Here is a 19,604-nt window from a genome sequence, read left to right as displayed (position 1 = left end):
ATATAGCGAGGCGGCGACTTTCCGGTAAGTGGAAAGCCGCCGCCTCGCTGTTATCGCTATGAGAGCAAGCGTTGCCTGTTTTAGGACAGCATCGTGAGGGTGCCGAGCAGACCCAGCAGGCTCAGACCCGAAATGATGTACGCCAGAATGTTGAAGGTCGTCATCTTCGAGGTGTACTTGGTGACGTGACCGGCGTTCACCTTCGCCGAGTATATGGCAAGCCAAATCGAAACACCGACCGGAATCAGACCCACGAGCAGCAGAGCAATCACCATGATGTTGGGGCTCAGACCGGAGCTATACGCAGAGGAGCTGTAACCGCGGGAGTTGAGCATTGCTTCAGAGTGGAGTGCCGCGACCTGAACCCACGCGTAGAGGGTCAGCGCCAGGGCACCCAGGGAGGCACCGAACGCGCCGATGGAGTAGAAGTAGCCGGGGCCGCGGAAGTCGCCGGTGGTCTCACCGTAGGGGCGGCGGTATTCAGCAGGTACCCGGTAGACGTCCGGGATGCGCTGGTAGCTGTCGTCGCGGTCGCGCACGTTAGCGGGTGCCACGCCCAGGGCGGGGCCGGCGGGTGCCGCGCCGATGGGAGCGCCGGGTGCGACGCCTGCAGGTACCGGCTGCGGGGAGTTTGCGTTGTTCTGCTCCGGGAAGGAGGGGGCGGGAATCTGGTTTTCCATGGTGTGTCCTTGAGTGGTCGTCATAGCGACTGTGTAGCTACCGCGTCGTAGCGGTGGCGTCCCTATGACCGGCTATTCTGTGGCTCGTTTGGTGGCTCTGTGGTTGCTCTCGAATGTTGCCGGTGAGCTTGAATGAACAATCAACGCCGAACAACGATATCTACCCTTCGATACTACGCCATAGGGTGCGTTTTCGCCTTCTCTGATGGCGTTCTCATTACAATGCGGTCACCTGAGCACCCTCGGGCACGCCGGTACACCCCAGAACAGACCGACAATACAGACCCGACCAATTGGGCATAAAAATACCCGGCAGGTGACGCCGTGGGGCGTCCTGCCGGGTGGTAGAAACCTAAGAATATATAGGAAATAACAAGTACAAGTCATGTAACGACGGATTGGTCTATCTCAAAAGAGATAGACCAATCTATCCTTATAGCCTATCACCGTAAGGCATTGATTTTATATACTCCTCCATCTGGACCCAATCTGGGACACCTTCAAAGGTTGCAGGGAGTTTAATCATTGTCCGTTTCATATTATCAAGCGTCCACTTACGGCCATAAGAGTACCTATATTTCTCATTTCTGAGCACAGAACATATAAATAGCCCCACAGCTGGGTTAAGCTTCCCGTATTCAGGACGAAGGTACAATACGTTTACATCATCCGTTGCCCAATAAGGCAGAGGCTGATAAAACGCTTCTCCTACTGACCCGTTATAGCTCAGAGAAATAGTATTTCCTTCATGCAGAGGGCTTTGACCAATAAGATTCGAGACGCCGTTATTTGAATCTATAGCCCCAATATATGGAGTAAATCCCTCTGTCTGATCTTCTGCTGTCAATCGCTTTCCTTTACGTATATCAAATAAACCAGATTCACCACCAAGCTGAAACCATTTCCAATTATTAGAATCTATCGAAACACCAAGCCTTTTATTTCCCATCTTTACTAAATAGGCGAGATAATCATTAACAGTCTGCTGAAAGTCTGCGTCAGTCAGGGCTGTGTAGTCAGTCTCCATGTATGCCTCACACAGCCATTCATCATTACCCGTAACCATATGTCTTGCGCTAAAACCAGGAATAATATCGCGATTCTTATACGTATTAATCCATTTTTCGCGAAATGCTACCCACAAGCTGTCACCGTTTTCATCCACCTGTTCAACACGACCAAGATTTTTACGCTTTTTAAACCCGTCGTCCTTACAGTATGCAAAGAAAGTCTCCCGCTTGGCAGAAGCATGCGGAGTTCCAATATCAAAAACCATACAACAGGCACATGCACTTGCACCAGGGTAGAAGATATCATCAGGAAGCGAAAAAACAGCATCCAACGTATTATTCTTTAGAATTTCGTTCTTCATCTGCTTCATCAGTGAACTATTTCCAATAGCGCATGCCATGGGAAGCAGAACTGCCAATTTACCCCGCATATTATTTTCGTTCATTTGCTCAAGAATAAATTTGACAAAGTAGAGCCCCTTAGATGGGTCCTGTTTAGCGTTTCCCCATTTTTTAGAGAACTCCTTGGGAACCTGCTTTACCATTGCGTTGTACGGAGGGTTCATCAGAACAACATCAAAACTAATACCATCCTTAATAAATTTGGGAACTTCATCAAAACAACTACCTTGAACGATATTTGAGTTTCCATCACCGTGTATAAGCATATTCGTTGTCGCAAGGCCATATACCTGTTCATCATACTCAACGCCATAAATATGGAACTTCTTAACCTGCTCTTCTTCAGCTTTTGTGTGGCAATCTTCAAGAGCCTGCGTCATTGAGCGCACAAGGAATGAACCGCTACCACACGTCATATCAAGAACAACTGAGTTTTTGTTTACGTTACAAATGGTCGACATAAAGTCCGTAATATGATCCGGAGTGAAGGCCTGATTTTTATCCGACTTACCAACATATTTATTAAAGGTAACAAAGAACAAATTTAGCAAATCTTGACCCGCAGTACTTTTATCATTAATAAACGGAAATATTTCCATTTTAATAAAATCAAGAATTTCACAAAAGCTTTCATTATTCATGTCACGGATATCTTGATCTTTAAGAACATGAACATCAATCAGTAATAGCTTTTCAGCTTTTTGTAAAGAGCCTTCAAGTAGATCCTCAAGAATAGACCGAATACCACTAATAATCTGCGAAGTTTTTAGTTTGCGACTATAAGAAAGACCATTTTTAATAGCCAAGAGACAAGTGCCAACGAACTGAGCACGCAGCCTCTCGTTAATACCGTGACGATGCAGCTTTTCATTGAGCTTATAAGTATTGCGCATCACCTCTTCTTTATTGTTTGTATGCTTTGCATCAAACATTTCTACATACTCTGGCATCGTACGGATAGCTCCTTCGCTTACCAGTTTTCGGTCATCTTCAACTGCAGACTTCCAGACAGTAATGCGATCATCCTCAGTATTTGCAACTATCGCAATAATCTTGTTACCAGTTAACCGCTTCTCATATTCGACATATGCAGCAATTTGCTCTTCGACAGTAGGCCACTTATCAGCATTGTTCTTTGTCTCAATGAGCAGGGAAACTCCTGACAGCTCAAATCGAATATCAAGAAACTGCCAAGCGCCTTTCCCCTTCTTCTTCATGATTGGGTCAAATTCAAGACCCTTCTCTTTGAAAGCTTTAGGATAGCTAAATTCACCTTTCTCGAGATTCTCCGTAAGGTACTCACGACCAACCGTGTCAATGATATTGAACCGATTCATTACTTGTTCACCTCCTATGTGTTCTGTAGCCCCTATGTCGAGGTCTACAGCGTCTACCAATCAATATCCGTACCTGCTCATAGCAGCCCTTCCTCCGCTCTCAAAGCAGTACGGCTTGCCTACTCTTATTAGCAGGTAGGCTACCTGCCAGATGATTTACCTCAGTTTCAGCTTAGAAACCGCCAGGCAAACATCCCGCTCTTCGAAGAGTATTTCCTCTACGATACCTCTTCATGAAGTAAATATCATAAACACCTGACGATGCTTTTTAGTAGGAAACCCACGAGGCATAATTACCTCCCCAACTTGTATTTAGCTATGTTCAAACGATATATATCGATGTGTCTCTCAAATTCAAGCTACTAAAGGGCATAAAAATACCCGGCAGGTGACGCGGTGAGGCGTCCTGCCGGGTGGTAGAAACCTACCGCGGTTCTTCCTCTGGATTGGAACCGATAATCACCGCCGCACCCCATACGGGATAGCGGACGGCTGGGAGATCGTGGAGATGCGGGGAACGCGGTGTTCGTCAAAGACCAGGTGTTCTGTGGTGCTGATGGAGCAGGTGTTTTAAGACCAAACCAAGATAAAAGACTCATATATTACCTTTATATACAGCAAGATGTGGCAGCAGTTTTAAAACTGCTACCACATCTCGTTGACCACTTAGAAACTTCTAAGCGATGTTTTACACACTAGGTCCTTTAGGGGGTCCCTTAGGGAACTTTGAATCACTCTCAAGCGTCCTTCTGGCTGCAAAAGTGACCAAAAGACCTCCTAAAATTGCACTTAGAATTGATACTGGATTAAAGAACTCCCCGTCTCTGGCAAATGAGATAATCACCCAGAACACCGGAACAATAGTGAGAAAAAATCCTAGTGTAAATATATTCTTCGTACGCATTGGACCTCTCCCAGATTAAAGAGTGCAGGACACTGCTGCAACAGCTAGCGCAAAGGCAATTAGTGCCGGACCTCCAAGGGCTTTTCCAAAACCACCAACAAATGCTGGCCCTAAGCTCTTGCAATCGTGGAAGCAGCTAACCCCCAATTCCAAGCAGAAATTGCGGTTGTAATTGCATTCCCACGTCACATAGTGACGTATCTTACGTTACTACTCAGCAGTCTATCAGAGAGTCTCGCCAGATGTAACACGTAAATTTACATTACATGAAAAATATGCTTCTTCTGTCATACACACTCTCAGTGGCGGGTCCGCTGCCGCATCTAATCGCGAGGTCGAGGCCCATGATGGTGGCCACCACGCCGTCGATTTTCTCGGTGGATTTTTATTTGTCGGGTTTGATGGTCCCGGCAGGGTCGGTGCGGCTGAAGATGTTGTCCGTCTAAACCTTTCGACGCCAGCCCATACTTTTTGACGCCCAACCCACGAGCACGTCGGCACACCCTCGGGCACGCAGGCACACCCTGAACGGCCCGAAAATTGGGCATAAAAATACCCGGCAGGTGACGCCGTGAGGCGTCCTGCCGGGTGGTAGAAACCTACCGCGGTTCTTCCTCTGGATTGGAACCGATAATCACCGCCGCAAACCCGTGAAGGTGAGCGGGCGGTTGGGAGATCGTGGAGATGCGGGGAATCGAACCCCGGTCCGATGTGGCGTCAACGGGGCTTCTCCGTGCGCAGTTTATGCGAACGCTACTTTTCGGCTCCGGTACTTGCATAAACACATATACCGACGAACCTAGTCACGTAAAAGTCCCACTAACCCCCGTAACAAGGGCTAGCAGCAGTGGCCTTTTAAGTCGATGCCGGTAACTGAGCCAAAGGCATGCTCAGGCCGACAGACGGCAACTCGCGCTTAGGCAGCGAGTGCGAAGTCAGTGCGCTTAGATTCTGCACTTAATTTTTTGCAGAGGGCGTTAACGAGATAACCCTGCATCCTCGGCACGCTTCACCCATCTCAACTCACATCGTCGAAACCGATCATCCCCCTATGCTTTTATCAAAAAGCCCACCGTCTTCTGAAAGTTTTCCTCGACATACCTTGATGCCGTGGTGCCATTCAAACACGGTAGAGATTCAGTATATCTAAGATGTTTAACGGCGTGCAAGTCCCCCCCCTACCCCACACACGCGGCACGCTCACTGACAGAGACCACCAGGATAGAGAACACCAGCTAAGAACAGACGCAGAGGGTACAGCGAGCGCGCCTCCAGCACACACCCGGATCAACGGTGGGCGCAGAAAATCGGTGCAGAAAATCACGGGCACAGCAAACGGGGTGAGGCTCCCCAGATCATCTGGGAGCCCCACCCCGTTCGCGTACCGCACCGGGTAGCCAAAATTAGGCAGTCAAAATTAGGCGGTCAAACCTTAGCGGTGAGCCGGAACAGTCATGCGGTTGTTCGGGTTGTCACCAATCTGGCAGACCACGTTACCGTGACCGTCCTCGGTACCAACCTCAAGGCATTTCTCAGCGGTCTGGAAGAAAGAAATGTATACGAAAAGCATGCAAATCGAAATCAGGACAGACACCGCACCGGTGATAATACCGGTCAGCGCGAATGCCTTACCCGCGCCAACTTCCTTAGTCTTCTTCAGGGACAGCGCACCCAGAATAATCGCGGCAATACCCAGCAGAATACCAAATACGAGGAAACCGGTCAGCACAGCCGCAATACCGAGGATCATCGCAGCCAGCGCCATGCCGGGAGCCTTCTTCGTCACGGGAGCCGCATACGGGTAACCCGCGGGCTGGCCGTAACCGTAAGCATCCTGCTGGGGCTGCTGCTGGTAAGAGTTCTGCTGGTAGTTGTAGTCAGCGGGCTGCGCCTGGTAGGAAGCCTCCTGGCCGTAACCGTACTGGTTCTGCTGAGCGGGCTGCGCCTGGTAGGAAGCGTCCTGACCATAGCCGTACTGCTGCTGAGCCTGACCGTAGGTGTTCTGAGTCGCAGCGCCCTGGGCGGAGGTACCCTGAGCTGCGTTCTGGCCGTAAGCAGTCTGCGAAGAAGACTGCGCACCGAACTGACCGTACTGGTTCTGCTGGGCCGAGTTCTGCGGAGTAGCGTTCTGTTGCTGTGCCTGGCCGTAGGTGTTCTGAGCGGATGCGCTCTGACCGTAATCCTGGCCGTAGGTGTTCTGTGCCGAAGGAGCCTGGCCGTAATCCTGACCGTACGAGCTCTGGGCGGAAGAATTAGGCTGCTGAGCAGCGTAGGGGTTCTGTGCGTTCCCCTGGTTGTTTCCGTAGTTATTCTCAGACATCCGTCGTTCTTTCCTTCACAGTTGCAGCGAACAATTTATACTCGCCCAACGCACCATTGCGCGCTGAGTTCGGTTCCATTATATAAATAAGCCGCCATTTGGGTCATCTATGAAGTCCAAGATTCCAGAATCATCCCCCAGAATCCACCAATCGGGCAGAATCAGCGCAGAAACAGAGCAAGGGACCGAATAGTTCAACACTATTCGGTCCCTCAACGCTTCAAAGACTCAACGCGATTTAACGGCGGTACACCTTGTACTCATCGGGGCTCATCGTCATGGTTTTACCCTCGATGGTGCACACGTAGTTGCCGTTCGAATCCTGCACGGCCTGCTCAGCGCAGTCGCCGAGCATGCTAAGGCCAATCATGCCCAGAACCAGCACGACAACAGCAACAATCATGCCCAGCGCACCGGTGACAATGCCACCAATCGCCATGCCCTTACCGGAAGCGGTACCGTTCTTCACCTTCACCAGCGCAACAATACCCAGCACGATACCCGCCAGGCCAAGAGAAAGTCCACTAAAGATAAAAATACCGGTCAGAACACCCAAAATACCGCAGACCAAGGAGGCGATAGCCAGCCCCGAGCCCGGTTTCGGCTGGTAGCCGGGGTAGCCGCCCTGCATGTTGTATGCGGGTGCCTGCTGCGGTGCGGGAATGAACTCGCCCGGGTTCTGCTGGTAGTTCGGGTTCTCAGACATATGTCTCCTCAAAGAATGAATGGTGCTCGCGGTACGCCACGAATTTTTAACCATTATACGTGAGGAACCGCGCCCCGCCCCTACCGGCAAGTTCCTAGAGCAACCGTGCACCCCGGCCGTTGCCTCAGCCCTAGCCGAGGTTGCGGTAACGCATCGCGCGGCGCGCCTCCAGGTCATCCTGACGCTCACGCAAAGCCTGACGCTTATCGTACTCACGCTTACCGGTCGCCAAAGCAATCTCAACCTTCGCACGACCATTCGAGAAGTACAGCTTCAACGGAACCACCGTGTAACCGGTCTCCTTCAGCTTCTGCGCCAACTTATTAATCTCAGAACGATGCAGCAGCAGCTTACGGCGACGACGAGCCGCATGGTTCGTCCACGTACCGTAACCATACTCCGCAATATGAATGCCCTCGAGCCACATCTCGTTATCGGTCACCTGGCAGAAACCATCCACAATGGACGCCCCACCATCACGCAGAGACTTCACCTCAGTACCCAGCAGAACAATGCCCGCCTCATAGGTATCCACAATGTTGTAGTTGTGGCGAGCCTTCTTATTCTGGGCAATAATCGCGTTATTCGGGTCCTTCTTCGCGTCTTTCTTCTTTTTCTGAGCCATCACTCAATCCTTATACGTCTTAGCTCTCTTCAGCCGCGCGCCCCGAAGCACGCCAGCGAATACCAGCATCAATAAAGGCGTTCAAACCGCCATCCAAAACATTAGAGGTATTACCCTCCTCATAGCCGGTACGCAGATCCTTCACCATCTGGTACGGATGCAGAACATAGGAGCGCATCTGGTCACCCCAGCTTGCCTTAATATCACCGGCAAGCTCCTTCTTCTTCGCGTCCTCCTGCTCCTTACGCAACAGCAACAGGCGAGACTGCAGCACACGCAAAGCCGCCGCACGGTTCTGCAACTGCGACTTCTCATTCTGCATCGACACCACAATACCGGTCGGCAAGTGAGTCATACGCACCGCCGAATCCGTCGTATTCACCGACTGACCACCCGGGCCCGACGAGCGGAACACATCCACCTTAATCTCAGACTCGGGAATCTCAATAGCATCCGTCTGCTCAATCAGAGGAATCACCTCAACCGCCGCGAACGAGGTCTGGCGGCGGCCCTGATTATCGAACGGCGAAATACGCACCAGGCGGTGAGTACCCGCCTCCACCGACAGGCGACCAAAAGCATACGGTGCGTTCACCTCAAAGGTCACCGACTTCAGGCCCGCCTCCTCAGCGTAGGAGGTGTCCAGCACCTTCGTCGGGTAGCCGTTCTTCTCCGCCCAACGCAGATACATGCGCAGCAGCATCTCCGCGAAATCAGCAGCATCCACGCCACCGGCGCCCGAACGGATCGTCACCACAGCCTCACGCTGATCGTACTCACCCGAGAGCAGCACCAGCACCTCAAGCTCTTCCAGCTTGGTGCGGATCTCACCGCACTCACGCTCAGCATCAGCGAGCAGCTCGGCGGCAGTCTCCTCATCCTCAGCTTCGGCAAGCTCCACCATCACCTCAACATCATCAATGCGAGAAGACAGCGAACGCAGACGATTCAGCTCCGACTGCTTATACGACAGTGCACTCGTGACCTTCTGCGCGTTCTCCACGTCATCCCACAAATCGGGTGCGGCAGCCTGCGCAGACAGGTCCTCAATAGCGCGCTCAATCCCCTCAATATCGCTCACAGCAGCAATAGAGGTGAAAATCGCGCGAAGCTCTTTAATCTCAGCAGAAAAGTCGAAGGATGCCATAGCTTTTAACACTATCGCGAAACGGCCAGAAAGTCCCGCCGTTACAGCCCGCAACAGCCCACAGCGCAGAAGGATAAGGCAGGCAGAGGGAAGAACCCGCGCAACGAAGACATAAAAAGGGCATAAAACGAGGGCGCATCCGCTAGCCGTTACACTACCTTGCGGATGCGCCCTCGCAGTCTATGGGGCTCAAACGTCTCTAATCGGTGGTCGGGCCCTGGCTAGTCTTCAAACGCGCCGAACCGTGAGCGGTTACCTCAATACCATCAGGCACCAGAATCGACAGTAGCGGCGGACGAATACGAGCCGACAGGTACACGTGCACGCCGTGATCAGAATCCACGGACACATTCTCCAGGCGCAACGCATGAAAATCCTGCCCGGACTGAACCTCAGCCAGATACGCGCTCGCATACTCCCACGCCGCCGAACCGTTCGCCTCCTCCGGAGTGCGGATCGTGCGGGTAATCGAGTTCGCCTGAGCGTCCGCCATATCCTGCAGATGCTGAGTCTGCAGATACGCGCCCGTAATCGCCACCGTCACCGAACCGATGAGCAGAAGCAACGCCAGCATGCCCACAATCAGCGGGGCAATACTGCCCTCTTCCGGGTCTGAGGCGACCGGGTCAGCGGCGAGGCGGCCTGAGGCGAGCGCCCGGCTCTGCGCACGGGCACGAATCTTCATGTTGGCACGAGCCAGCAAACCATTAGGAATCAGCATGACCAGACCCCCAACTCGTCGCATGAGAACTCACCGGAATCACGCCGCCACCCATAAACGAAGGCAGCAGCGGCAAACGCGCCTGAACCGTCACCGTGGCGTACGCCTTCGTACCCGAGACGCACTCCCCCGACGCACAGCTCAACGACACGCTCACATCGGAGGGCTCAACCCCGTAATCGGCGGCAGCATGCACCGCCAGACGCTGAGCCAAATCCGGGCCAACCGACGAGTCCTGCGGCTGCTCCTGCACATACAGCACCACCTGGGCGCTCGCCGCATGAGCCGCCATTACCGAAGACTGCAAGCTAAAAATCGTCAGAATGCCGTAGAGTACCGGGATGAGCAGAGTAATACCCAAACCCAGGAACTCCACAATGGTGCTGCCCTCTTCAGGATTGTGCCGATCAGAGCGGCTCTTCAGGCGTTCCTTCACCCGCTGCCGAAGCGAAAAGTCACTAATCACCGGAACGATGCTCCGCATAAATCGCATGCCCCTTCACCTCAATAGAATCCGGAAAACCCCACGGGCCCAGCACCGGTAACGGAGACTTCACCGTCACCTCCAAAGTGCGCACACCCGTAGAATCACTACTCTGACGGTACGAAATATTCTCAGCATACGAAGACGGAAGAACCCCCTCAATCATCTGACGGGTACGCTCCATGCCCTCCTGCGGAGTGCGGTCACGCATCGTACCGTAACGTGCCCCAGCCGCCGCAGCATCCACCAACATGGTTCGTGCATACAGGGCGAAAGAAACCTGCAGAATCGCCATAGTCAGCAACACCAACAGCGCACCGACCATGACGAATTCCGTGCTGGCATCACCGCGCTCGCTCTCCTCCACAGAATATTCCGCGGAGGATAGCTCAGCGGCAGTCAGCTCAGAAGCGATGCGGGGCTTACGCATCACTGGTGAACCAGAGCGATTGCGTCGTTGAACATCTTGGTCAGAGCGGGCTGAGCAATCGCCAGGATAGCTGCAACCAGCACGGCGCTCATCATGGTGATCATGACCCAGCCGGGCACGTCGCCGCGCTCGGGGTCGTCCTGCTTGTTCTTCAGGCGCAGAGCCAGCACGGATGCGATAGCCAGGGCGATCAGCACGGTCAGGGTGGTGCGGAAACGACGGAACATTGTATTCTCCTTCTCTCAAAGGGTGTAGTGTGTGGTTGGTGCGGCACGCCGGGCAATCAGCCCAGCCCACCGCGGTGCAGCCGGTACGGTGTGTACCCGCCGCAAAATCTAAAAGTTCAAACGCATGAGCGACAAGCCGGGGAATACCGCGAAAATCACCGTCAGCGGCAGGATGAAAAACACCACCGGGGCGAGCATCGCAATCTCCTTCTTACCGGCTGTTTCCATCAGCTCACGCTTAGCGTTATCGCGCACATCCTGAGCCTGCGCACGCAACACATCAGCTAGAGGGGTGCCGCGCTCAATCGCCACGGCAATACCCTCAACGAAGCGGCTCAGCGCCGGAACGCGAGTACGCTCCGCAAACTCCTGCAGCGCGCTCAACAGCGAAACGCCGGTGCGGGTCTGCGCCAAAATCTCCGAAAACTCGCGAGCCAACTCGCCGCGCGAAGTCAGACAGATACGCTCCAGTGCCGCCAGCGCCGACTCGCCCGCCGTCACCGACAGAGCCATCATCTCCGCCAGCGCAGGGAACTCAGCAACCAGCTGCTTCTCACGCTTAGTCACTGCCTCGCCCAGCCACCAGTCACGCGCCAGAAAGCCGCTCAAACCGCTCACCAGCACCAGTACAAGAGCCACCAGGATGGAGAAACGCTCCTGCACCACACCGATAACGGTCAGGGCGCTCATGACGGTCACACCGGCAAGCGCCCACAGCAGTTGCTCAGCACGAAACGCGCTCACACTCTGCGAAGAACCAGCACGGCGCAGACGCTCCTGCACCGAACTATCACTCAGCGACGAACCGCTCAACGACGAAGATAGCGAACGAAGCAGCGGCGCACAGAACGCCGAAATCGCCTCCAACAGGCTCGGCTCACGACGCTCCTGCTCCTTCAACAGCGACTCACGCAAAGTCTCACCGCGCAGCTGCGATGCCACACGATCAGAGAACGAAATACTGCGAGTATTCAGCACCGAGGAAAGAATCAGACCCACGCCGGTCGCCAACAGCAGACCAAAAATCAGAGGCAGGTTCATCCGAAAACCCTCCGTTCACGCGGCAACTCGCCAATACGCAGCATCAGACGGTACGCCGCCAAAGAAATAGCGGCACCGGCAATCATCAGCATCGCACCGGCAAACGAGTTATACACCATACGCGCGGCAGGCTGAGTCGCCATCAAGCACAGCACAAACCAGGGCGCCACGCAGGAAAGGCGAGCCGCATTCACAGTCCACGACTGACGCGCCAGAAGCTCCGAGCGGGTACGCGCATTCTCACGCAGAAAATCACTCAGCGTGCCCAGCAGCTTACCCAGGTCCGAGCCGCCCACCTCGCGGGCAATCTTCAACGCCTCAATGATGGTGTCCGCCACCGGGTCAGAGAGGTACTCCTTCAGGCGGTTCAGCGAGGGCACAAACTCACCCGACGCGCGGTAATCACGCGAGAAATGGGCGAAGGCATCACGCAGCTCTTCCGGGCCGCGGTAGGAGAGCTGAATCAGCGCCTCCGGCAGGGATAGACCCGCACGAATCGCAGAACGCAGGTGGTCCACCGCATCCGGCCACAGCTGCCAAATACGGGCATCCGCCGCGCGGGCACGATGATTCACAACCACGCGAGGCGCCACAAAACCACCAATCAGGCCCAACAGACCCAACGGCAGAAGCTGAGTAACCATCAGCAACAACACTGAGGCAGTCACACCGCTGGCAACGCTCACCCACATGAACGTGCGAGGCGTCAACGAATGCATGCCCGCCTTACGCAACGCAATCACCAGCGCCGGGTCATTACTCGGCTTCGGCGGCTTGCCGTTATCAGGAAAGCAAGAGAGGTAAATCAGGCAGACGCCCAACCCCAAAATCAGGCTCAGAAACAGAGGCATTACTGACCCGCCTTCGCCGCAGCCAGCACCTGCTCGGGGCGGTGACCGGCACGAACCCAACGGTCCGGATTCGGTAGCTCCAACGCCACGCACACCATCCGGCCATCACGGCGCACAAACAGCGGGGACATCTCAATCACACCGTCCTCAACGCGACCACCCAGCATGCTGATCTCTTCGACCTGACGCTGACCGCGCGAATCACGGCCGCAATGCACCACAATGTCAAAGCAGGACGCCACGGTCGGCACCACGAACGCCGAGGAAATATTCTCGCCTGCCAACAGCGGCAGGGTGCAAATCTTGGTCACCGCGTCACGTGCCGAGTTCGCGTGAATCGTGCACATGCCCGGCAGACCCGCGTTGAGCGCAATGAGCATATCCAGGGACTCCGCCTCACGCACCTCACCAATGAGGATGCGGTCCGGGCGCATACGCAGAGCCTCCTTGACCAGGCGGCGTAGCTCAATCGCGCCGGTGCCCTCAAGGTTCGGCTGGCGGCACTGCAGACCCACCACATCGCGCAGCGGAACCGCGAGCTCAAAAATTTCTTCGCAGGTAATCACGCGCTCACGCGGCGGAATGGATGCCGACAGGCAGTTCAGCATCGTGGTTTTACCCGCCTGGGTCGCACCCGAAACGAGGATGTTCATGCCGCTCTCCACCGCCGCGTGCAGCAGGGAGGCCGCGCCGGCGCTCAGCGAGTTCATGCGCACCAGGTCGGGCAGGCGGCGGGCACGCACCACGAACTTACGGATATTGATGCTCGTATGCTTGCGGGTAATGTCCGGAATCACCGCGTGCAGTCGGGAGCCGTCCGGCAGGGATGCGTCAACGAACGGGGAGGAAAGGTCTACGCGGCGGCCCGAAGGCTTGAGCATGCGCTCCAGAAGGCTATTGATCGCCTCGGCGCTCAGGTGCAGGCCGGTCAGCTCGCTCTCGCCATTGCGGGCGATAAAGATTTCGTCGGGAGAGTTGATCCAGATTTCTTCAACGCTCTCATCGTCCAGGAACGGTTGAATCACGCCGAAGCCGCAGATTTCATCGTGCAGGCGCTGAATCACGGATTCGCGGTCGCCCAAATCGGGCAGGGAGATGCGGGTGCGGCGCTGTTCGTAATCGTTCAGGTGCTCGTCAATGAGCCCGCGAACGGCGCGCTGGTCCTCGTGCGGGTCCAGGCTGCGGTGGCGCATTGCCTCACGGATATTTTCCTCGAGCAGAGTTAGATGCTCCGCCCGGGTATCCAGTACGGTGTTCTCCATTGAAATGATCCGATGCTGTGTGGTGTGGTTGTGTGGAATACGGTGAAGCATTGATACATCAATGCCATCATCACCCTACCCTCAGTGCATCAAATTTATCAAAATGTAATAAAACGCCCCTTAATATTTACGAGTATAGTATTTGAGTATTTTTGATGCATGGAATCGCACATATCATTACCTAACGTGCATCAAAATTCAAAGTGCCTAGTCAGCTGTGACTTGCAGAACAATTGCACGTGCGCCTCCCGAACCGCTCACCGTTGAGCACCACCATATTGCACTTAGTGCACACGTAATATTTCGTCTTAAAAGCCGCAGCCTCCCCTGCTAAAGCGCAAGAACCCTACCCAGCACCAACAACCTTCCCGGGCACAACTTTCGGGCGCTCCTTCCCGGGCACAGTAAAGGGGCGTGCACTCCCCCATCGGGAATACACGCCCCATCACAAGCGATACATCTAGCGGTTAGTCGCCGCCACGAATCACCTTCACAGCTTCCTTAATCGGACCGTCAAAACGCAGGTTACCGTGCTCCAGCACCACGCCGCGGTCACAAATCTTCGACACCAAATCCAGGTCGTGGCTCACCACGGCAAGAGTCTTACCGGCAGAGCACAGCTCCTGAATCTTCGCAATACACTTCTTCTGGAACGGCTCATCGCCCACCGCAAGAATCTCATCCACCAGGAAGATATCCGGGTTCGTATGCACCGCAACCGAGAAGGCCAGACGCAGATACATACCCGAAGAGTAGAACTTCACCTCTGTATCGATAAAGTCGTGAATCTCAGCGAAATCCACAATCGAATCAAAGGAAGCCTCAATCTCATCCTTGGTCATACCCAAAATCGCGCCGTTGAGGTACACATTATCGCGGCCGGTCAGATCCGGGTGGAAACCAGCGCCCACCTCAATCAGACCCGCAATATTGCCGCGCGTGAGAACCTCACCCTCATCGGCGCGCATCACACCAGAAATCATCTTCAGCAGCGTGGACTTACCCGAGCCGTTCAGACCCAGAAGAGCCACACGCTCGCCCTGACGAATATCCAGGCTCACGCCGTTGAGCGCATTGAACTTCTCCGAAAGATCACCCTTGCGGCCCTTAATCAGCCACACAAAAGCTTCCTTCATCGAACGGGTGTGGCGCAGAACGAAGCGCTTCACCAAATTCTCCACGTGAATCACCACGGGAGCGTCCGGGCTCACCGGCGGGAACTCAAGCTTCTTAATATCCACAGAATCAGAGCTCCTGGGCGAAGTTGCCCTCAAACTTACGGAAGAGCAAATCACCAATCAAAACGGTCAGCAGAGAAATACCAATGGCAATCGGAGTCCAGAAGCTGAAGAGATGCGGAACCACCTGCGAAGCAGGAAGCGCCAAATCCTCAGGACGGAGCGTCGGATGCCAGAAGCCATAGTGGAACAGCTCCACCGCAACGGTCAGCGGGTTAATCATGAACACGTTGAACACCCACGGGTACAGGGTGTCACGCACCATGGTCCAGGAGTACAGCACCGGCGAGAACCAGGTAGCCACCATCAGCAGCATGTCCACGATGTTCTCCGAATCTCGGAAGAACACGTTAGCCACACCGAAAATCAGACCCAGACCATAGGACAGCAGCATCACGATGAGCATGCCCGCCAGAATCGACTCAAAAGCCAACAAGGACGGATGCCAGCCCACCGCAAAGCACGCCAGGAGCATGACCACAATCTGCGGCACAAAATGCACCAGAGCCACCCACACCGTAGACAGCGAGAACAGCTCACGCGGCAGGTAAATCTTGCGAATCAGAGCACTGTTAACCACCATGGCGCGAGCACCATTGCCGAACCCCTCCGAGAAGAAGTTAATAGCAATCATGCCCGAGAAAAGATACACAGCGTAGTTGTGCATACCGCGTTCCAGGCCAAGGAAAAGACCCATGGCAATGTAGAACACCAGGAACTGCACACCCGGCTTAATGTAGGACCACAGAATACCCAGCACCGAGCCGCGGTAGCGGACCTGGATTTCCTTATCGACCAGAAGTCGAAGCAGGTAGCGATTCTTCATCGCATCCAGAATGCCGCGGCCGCGACCGGGCGCCTTCAGGGGAACAGACTTCAAATCGCTCATCGGGTCAGCTCAGAATCCGTATGCTCAGCAAAGGTCTTAGCCCACGCATCGTAGGACGCAACCTCTGCAGCCTTCGAACGGTACTGCTCACGCAGCTGCTCCCAGCCGGTCACCAGCTGGACGTGCAGCTTAGCTGCCTGTGCCAGCTTCGACTTCAGCTGCTCGGGATCGCGGCGGTACCAGAACAGGCCGGTACCCTCAGCGTTAGTCGCCAGAGCCGAATCGAACTTCGACAGGGTCCACCAGTTGGTCTCGCCGTAGTTCAGCTGAATCTGCGGGTGAGCCTTTGCCTCTTCGCTCACCGGCTTGAACAGCTGACGAGCAACAGTCTTCGCGGTCCAGGAAGCAAGCTTCTTGTAACCGGGAGACGCGAAGGAGCGGCGGCCACGGAACGGAGGCTTCTTCGTCTGAATAGCCGGGAAGTCATCCACATTCGGCTTCACCTGAGACTCCGGGTACTCCTTAGCCATCGCACGAATCACCGGCAGACGCTGCGAGAGCGAGGGGTGCAGGTGATCGGGGCCGGAGAGCAGATCCTCCAGTGCCATCAGGCGGCCAGCCTCAGTGTAGTACTGCATGGACAGGGTGTGCTTGACATCCAAGAACAGGGACTCCAGCAGCACGCGGCCGCCCTTATCGAAGGGCGAGTGCAGCAGCGCCGTAATGAGGCGGTTGCGCTCGTGGTAGTACGCCTGCCAGCCGACCGAGTCATCCTTATCGGTCCAGGACACGTGCCACACGCCCGCACCGGGGAAGGACACAGTAGAGAAGCCCGCAGCCTTAGCGCGCAGACCGTACTCAGCGTCATCCCACTTCAGGAACAGGGGCAGAGACAGACCGATTTCCTTGATGACGGTGGTCGGGATGAGGCACATCCACCAGCCGTTGTAGTCCACGTCCACGCGGCGGTGCAGCCAGGGGGTGTTACGCAGGTTGTGGTGACCCAGGTTGTGACCCATCGCCATGTCATCGTGCGGCTTAGCGTAGAAGTTACGCCACGGGTCAACAACCTCACCGAATGCGTGCAGGACCGAACGGTCGAACATGTCGAACATGTGCGCACCCACGATGGTGGGTTCCTTGCAGTAGTTCGCGAAGGTCACCATACGCAGGATCGACTCGGGCTCAACGATAACGTCGTCATCGAGTAGCAGCACGTAATCGGAACCGTTGTTGACAGCCTCGAACATGCCGCGCGAGAAGCCACCGGAACCACCCAGGTTGCCCTGGTTGATAATACGGAACTTACCGGAGAGGGGCTTGACGACCTCTTCGAAGTCCTCGTGGTCCTGCACCTTCTGGGTGCCCTGGTCCACAATCAGGAACTCGTGCACGGCATCGAAAATCTCGGGGCTCTCACCCAGAGCACGAATGTTGTTGATGCAGTACTCCACCTTGTTCATGGTGGTAATCTGCACGGTTGCCTGACCAGCCTTCACGTCTGCGCGGGGCTCAATGTCGCCCAGCCAGTTCGCTTCAATCAGCTCAAGGTCGCCGGTGCCAGCCAGGTCGAACCAGTACCAGCCGCCGTCACCGAACGGTGCCAGGGGCAGGGTGAAGGTGTTGGTCTCCTCGCCGGAGAGCAGCTTCGCATCCACGCGCTGGATCACGCCACGGCCATTGGACTTGTACACAATGACCATGCCCTCGCCGCGAGTCTGAACGCTCAGCACGACCTTCTGCAGGTCAGTCCAGCGGCGCCAGTACGAAGCGGGGAACGCATTGAAGTACGTACCGAAAGACAGGCTCTGGCCCGCGTTCACGGTGATGGAGCGGCGGCTGTTCAGGCTGTTCGCGGCATCACGGTTCGCGCTAGCGTTCGATACAGACTGACCGGAGGTGTTCATCGCCTCCGCAATGGAGGTGGAAGCGTCGCCGTCAATACGGGTGGGCAACTGAACGCCGGTTGCGACACTCGCGTCCACGTACAGGGGCACGACGTCAGTCTCAACCGCGCTCGGGAAAATAACCCGCTGCAGGTTCTTCAAAGTCTTATCAGCCATGGTTATGCGTCAACACCACCGGACTCGATCTTCGCACCGTTAGCGAAATGCGGGCGGATCTTGTTGTCGAACATGGACAGTGCAGCACCGATAGCCATGTGCATATCCAGGTACTTGTAGGTACCCAGGCGGCCACCGAACAGCACGTTGTTCTCACCCTTAGCCAGGTCGCGGTACGCCAGCAGCTTCTCACGGTCCACGGAGGTGTTGACCGGGTAGTACGGCTCGTCGCCCTTGTTCGCGAAGCGAGAGTACTCGCGCATGATGACGGTTGCGTCCTTGGTGTAGTCACGCTCGGGGTGGAAGTGACGGAACTCGTGGATGCGGGTGAAGGGAACATCAGCATCGGGGTAGTTCATCACGGAGCAGCCCTGGAAGTCCTCAATCGGCAGGACTTCTTCTTCCAGGTCGATGGTACGCCAGGACAGGTCGCCCTCAGCGTAGTCGAAGTAGCGGTCAACCGGGCCGGTGTAGACCACGGGAATCTGACCCAGGACGTTCTCGCGAGAGTACTGGTGACCGGGCTCGAAGAAGTCAGTGTTCAGGTGCACCTCAATGTTCGGGTGCGCCGCCATACGCTCCAGCCATGCTGCGTAGCCGTCAACGGGCAGACCCTCGTACTTGTCGTTGAAGTAGCGGTTGTCGTAGTTGTAGCGAACCGGCAGGCGGGAAATGATGGATGCGGGCAGCTCTTCCGGCGGGGTCTGCCACTGCTTAGCGGTGTAGTGCTTGATGAACGCCTCGTACAGGGGGCGACCAATCAGGGAGATACCCTTATCGTTCAGGTTCTGCGGGTCGGTACCAGCCAGCTCGCCAGCCTGCTCAGCGATGAGCGCCTTTGCCTCTGCGGGAGAGTAAGCTGCGTTGAAGAACTGGTTGATGGTACCCAGGTTAATCGGCATGGGGTACACGATGCCGTTGTGGCGGGTGTACACGCGGTGTACGTAGTTGGTGAACTCGGTGAAACGGTTCACGTACTCCCAGACACGCTCGTTGGAGGTGTGGAACAGGTGCGCACCGTAGCGGTGCACCTCAATACCGGTCTGCTTCTCCTTCTCGCTGTATGCGTTACCACCGATGTGGGAACGGCGGTCCAGCAGGGCAACCTTCAGGCCCAGCTCAGTGGCAGCCTGTTCTGCGATGGTCAGACCAAAGAGGCCCGAACCGACTACTACGAGGTCAGCGGTCAATGTTTTCTCCTGTATTATCACGGCGCACCGCCGCTTCTGCGAGGGCGGTATTCACCTACCAGATTGGACACATCCGAGGGTTCTCAGTCGCGCCGCAATCCGCACGGGTGGGCACAAAAAGCCCCTCCCGTGATGGA

The 19,604-nt window shown here is 55.3% G+C and carries 17 protein-coding genes and 1 other RNA gene; all 18 read right to left on the bottom strand.

The features are described from left to right. Nucleotides 1–80: 80 nt before the first annotated feature. The 18 genes from HMPREF2980_RS04770 to glf all read right to left on the bottom strand — a co-directional run bounded on the left by HMPREF2980_RS04770 (nucleotide 81) and on the right by glf (nucleotide 19,467). Complete coding sequence (locus HMPREF2980_RS04770; protein ID WP_070690430.1) at nucleotides 81–680, bottom strand: hypothetical protein; 600 nt, start codon at nucleotides 678–680, stop codon at nucleotides 81–83. Nucleotides 681–1,113: 433 nt separating this feature from the next. Beyond that, nucleotides 1,114–3,429, bottom strand: coding sequence for an N-6 DNA methylase (locus HMPREF2980_RS04765; protein WP_070690428.1), 2,316 nt, complete (start codon nucleotides 3,427–3,429; stop codon nucleotides 1,114–1,116). Between the two features lie 1,580 nt (nucleotides 3,430–5,009). Continuing rightward, nucleotides 5,010–5,382, bottom strand: a transfer-messenger RNA (tmRNA) gene (gene ssrA / locus HMPREF2980_RS04760). Nucleotides 5,383–5,765: 383 nt separating this feature from the next. Further along, on the bottom strand, nucleotides 5,766–6,653 hold the full coding sequence (locus tag HMPREF2980_RS04755; protein ID WP_070690425.1) for a DUF4190 domain-containing protein: 888 nt from the start codon (nucleotides 6,651–6,653) through the stop codon (nucleotides 5,766–5,768). Between the two features lie 238 nt (nucleotides 6,654–6,891). Continuing rightward, entirely contained in the window at nucleotides 6,892–7,359 is a 468-nt protein-coding gene (locus HMPREF2980_RS04750) for a DUF4190 domain-containing protein (RefSeq protein ID WP_060824559.1), read from the bottom strand. 130 nt (nucleotides 7,360–7,489) lie between these two features. Continuing rightward, nucleotides 7,490–7,984 carry an SsrA-binding protein SmpB gene (gene smpB, locus HMPREF2980_RS04745; protein ID WP_005505423.1) on the bottom strand — a complete coding sequence of 165 codons (495 nt, stop codon included), beginning with the start codon at nucleotides 7,982–7,984 and terminating at the stop codon, nucleotides 7,490–7,492. A gap of 19 nt (nucleotides 7,985–8,003) precedes the next feature. Next, nucleotides 8,004–9,131 carry a peptide chain release factor 2 gene (prfB, locus tag HMPREF2980_RS04740; RefSeq protein WP_070690422.1) on the bottom strand — a complete coding sequence of 376 codons (1,128 nt, stop codon included), beginning with the start codon at nucleotides 9,129–9,131 and terminating at the stop codon, nucleotides 8,004–8,006. Between the two features lie 199 nt (nucleotides 9,132–9,330). Beyond that, nucleotides 9,331–9,876: a pilus assembly protein TadG-related protein gene (locus HMPREF2980_RS04735; RefSeq protein ID WP_083313504.1), complete on the bottom strand. Its 546-nt coding sequence runs from the start codon at nucleotides 9,874–9,876 to the stop codon at nucleotides 9,331–9,333. Further along, nucleotides 9,839–10,345: a pilus assembly protein TadE gene (locus tag HMPREF2980_RS04730; RefSeq protein WP_083309201.1), complete on the bottom strand. Its 507-nt coding sequence runs from the start codon at nucleotides 10,343–10,345 to the stop codon at nucleotides 9,839–9,841. Before HMPREF2980_RS04730 ends, HMPREF2980_RS04735 begins: the two co-directional genes overlap by 38 nt. Beyond that, nucleotides 10,311–10,766, bottom strand: a complete 456-nt coding sequence (locus tag HMPREF2980_RS04725; protein ID WP_049344011.1) for a TadE family protein — start codon at nucleotides 10,764–10,766, stop codon at nucleotides 10,311–10,313. Before HMPREF2980_RS04725 ends, HMPREF2980_RS04730 begins: the two co-directional genes overlap by 35 nt. Beyond that, nucleotides 10,766–10,993: a hypothetical protein gene (locus HMPREF2980_RS04720; protein WP_005505403.1), complete on the bottom strand. Its 228-nt coding sequence runs from the start codon at nucleotides 10,991–10,993 to the stop codon at nucleotides 10,766–10,768. Before HMPREF2980_RS04720 ends, HMPREF2980_RS04725 begins: the two co-directional genes overlap by 1 nt. Before the next feature lie 108 nt (nucleotides 10,994–11,101). Continuing rightward, nucleotides 11,102–12,034 (bottom strand): type II secretion system F family protein, encoded by a 933-nt coding sequence (locus tag HMPREF2980_RS04715; protein WP_049345773.1) that lies wholly within the window; start codon nucleotides 12,032–12,034, stop codon nucleotides 11,102–11,104. Then, complete coding sequence (locus tag HMPREF2980_RS04710; protein WP_049354294.1) at nucleotides 12,031–12,885, bottom strand: type II secretion system F family protein; 855 nt, start codon at nucleotides 12,883–12,885, stop codon at nucleotides 12,031–12,033. The genes HMPREF2980_RS04715 and HMPREF2980_RS04710 overlap by 4 nt, the downstream gene beginning before the upstream one ends. Next, nucleotides 12,885–14,147 carry a TadA family conjugal transfer-associated ATPase gene (locus HMPREF2980_RS04705; RefSeq protein ID WP_070690419.1) on the bottom strand — a complete coding sequence of 421 codons (1,263 nt, stop codon included), beginning with the start codon at nucleotides 14,145–14,147 and terminating at the stop codon, nucleotides 12,885–12,887. Before HMPREF2980_RS04705 ends, HMPREF2980_RS04710 begins: the two co-directional genes overlap by 1 nt. A 467-nt stretch (nucleotides 14,148–14,614) precedes the next feature. Further along, the gene (locus HMPREF2980_RS04700) at nucleotides 14,615–15,388 is read right to left on the bottom strand and encodes an ABC transporter ATP-binding protein (protein ID WP_005505398.1); all 774 of its coding nucleotides are present in this window, start codon (nucleotides 15,386–15,388) and stop codon (nucleotides 14,615–14,617) included. Nucleotides 15,389–15,392: 4 nt separating this feature from the next. Continuing rightward, a complete protein-coding gene (locus tag HMPREF2980_RS04695; protein WP_005505397.1) occupies nucleotides 15,393–16,274 on the bottom strand; it encodes an ABC transporter permease in 882 nt (293 codons plus the stop codon). Continuing rightward, the gene (locus tag HMPREF2980_RS04690; protein ID WP_070690417.1) at nucleotides 16,271–18,277 is read right to left on the bottom strand and encodes a glycosyltransferase; all 2,007 of its coding nucleotides are present in this window, start codon (nucleotides 18,275–18,277) and stop codon (nucleotides 16,271–16,273) included. The genes HMPREF2980_RS04695 and HMPREF2980_RS04690 overlap by 4 nt, the downstream gene beginning before the upstream one ends. Before the next feature lie 2 nt (nucleotides 18,278–18,279). After that, nucleotides 18,280–19,467 carry a UDP-galactopyranose mutase gene (gene glf / locus HMPREF2980_RS04685; protein WP_005508581.1) on the bottom strand — a complete coding sequence of 396 codons (1,188 nt, stop codon included), beginning with the start codon at nucleotides 19,465–19,467 and terminating at the stop codon, nucleotides 18,280–18,282. Nucleotides 19,468–19,604: the final 137 nt, after the last annotated feature.

Source organism: Rothia sp. HMSC076D04, from assembly GCF_001814645.1.
Classification (GTDB): Bacteria; Actinomycetota; Actinomycetes; order Actinomycetales; family Micrococcaceae; genus Rothia; species Rothia mucilaginosa.
The sequence above is the reverse complement of the archived record's forward strand: the minus strand, read 5'-3'. Positions and strand labels throughout refer to the sequence as shown.

Bases quoted from the DNA above. Each gene is read 5' to 3' on its own strand.
- HMPREF2980_RS04770 (WP_070690430.1), bottom strand. From the start codon at position 680: ATGGAAAACCAGATTCCCGCCCCCTCCTTCCCGGAGCAGAACAACGCA.
- HMPREF2980_RS04765 (WP_070690428.1), bottom strand. From the start codon at position 3,429: ATGAATCGGTTCAATATCATTGACACGGTTGGTCGTGAGTACCTTACG.
- HMPREF2980_RS04755 (WP_070690425.1), bottom strand. From the start codon at position 6,653: ATGTCTGAGAATAACTACGGAAACAACCAGGGGAACGCACAGAACCCC.
- HMPREF2980_RS04750 (WP_060824559.1), bottom strand. From the start codon at position 7,359: ATGTCTGAGAACCCGAACTACCAGCAGAACCCGGGCGAGTTCATTCCC.
- smpB (WP_005505423.1), bottom strand. From the start codon at position 7,984: ATGGCTCAGAAAAAGAAGAAAGACGCGAAGAAGGACCCGAATAACGCG.
- prfB (WP_070690422.1), bottom strand. From the start codon at position 9,131: ATGGCATCCTTCGACTTTTCTGCTGAGATTAAAGAGCTTCGCGCGATT.
- HMPREF2980_RS04735 (WP_083313504.1), bottom strand. From the start codon at position 9,876: ATGCGACGAGTTGGGGGTCTGGTCATGCTGATTCCTAATGGTTTGCTG.
- HMPREF2980_RS04730 (WP_083309201.1), bottom strand. From the start codon at position 10,345: ATGCGATTTATGCGGAGCATCGTTCCGGTGATTAGTGACTTTTCGCTT.
- HMPREF2980_RS04725 (WP_049344011.1), bottom strand. From the start codon at position 10,766: ATGCGTAAGCCCCGCATCGCTTCTGAGCTGACTGCCGCTGAGCTATCC.
- HMPREF2980_RS04720 (WP_005505403.1), bottom strand. From the start codon at position 10,993: ATGTTCCGTCGTTTCCGCACCACCCTGACCGTGCTGATCGCCCTGGCT.
- HMPREF2980_RS04715 (WP_049345773.1), bottom strand. From the start codon at position 12,034: ATGAACCTGCCTCTGATTTTTGGTCTGCTGTTGGCGACCGGCGTGGGT.
- HMPREF2980_RS04710 (WP_049354294.1), bottom strand. From the start codon at position 12,885: ATGCCTCTGTTTCTGAGCCTGATTTTGGGGTTGGGCGTCTGCCTGATT.
- HMPREF2980_RS04705 (WP_070690419.1), bottom strand. From the start codon at position 14,147: ATGGAGAACACCGTACTGGATACCCGGGCGGAGCATCTAACTCTGCTC.
- HMPREF2980_RS04695 (WP_005505397.1), bottom strand. From the start codon at position 16,274: ATGAGCGATTTGAAGTCTGTTCCCCTGAAGGCGCCCGGTCGCGGCCGC.
- HMPREF2980_RS04690 (WP_070690417.1), bottom strand. From the start codon at position 18,277: ATGGCTGATAAGACTTTGAAGAACCTGCAGCGGGTTATTTTCCCGAGC.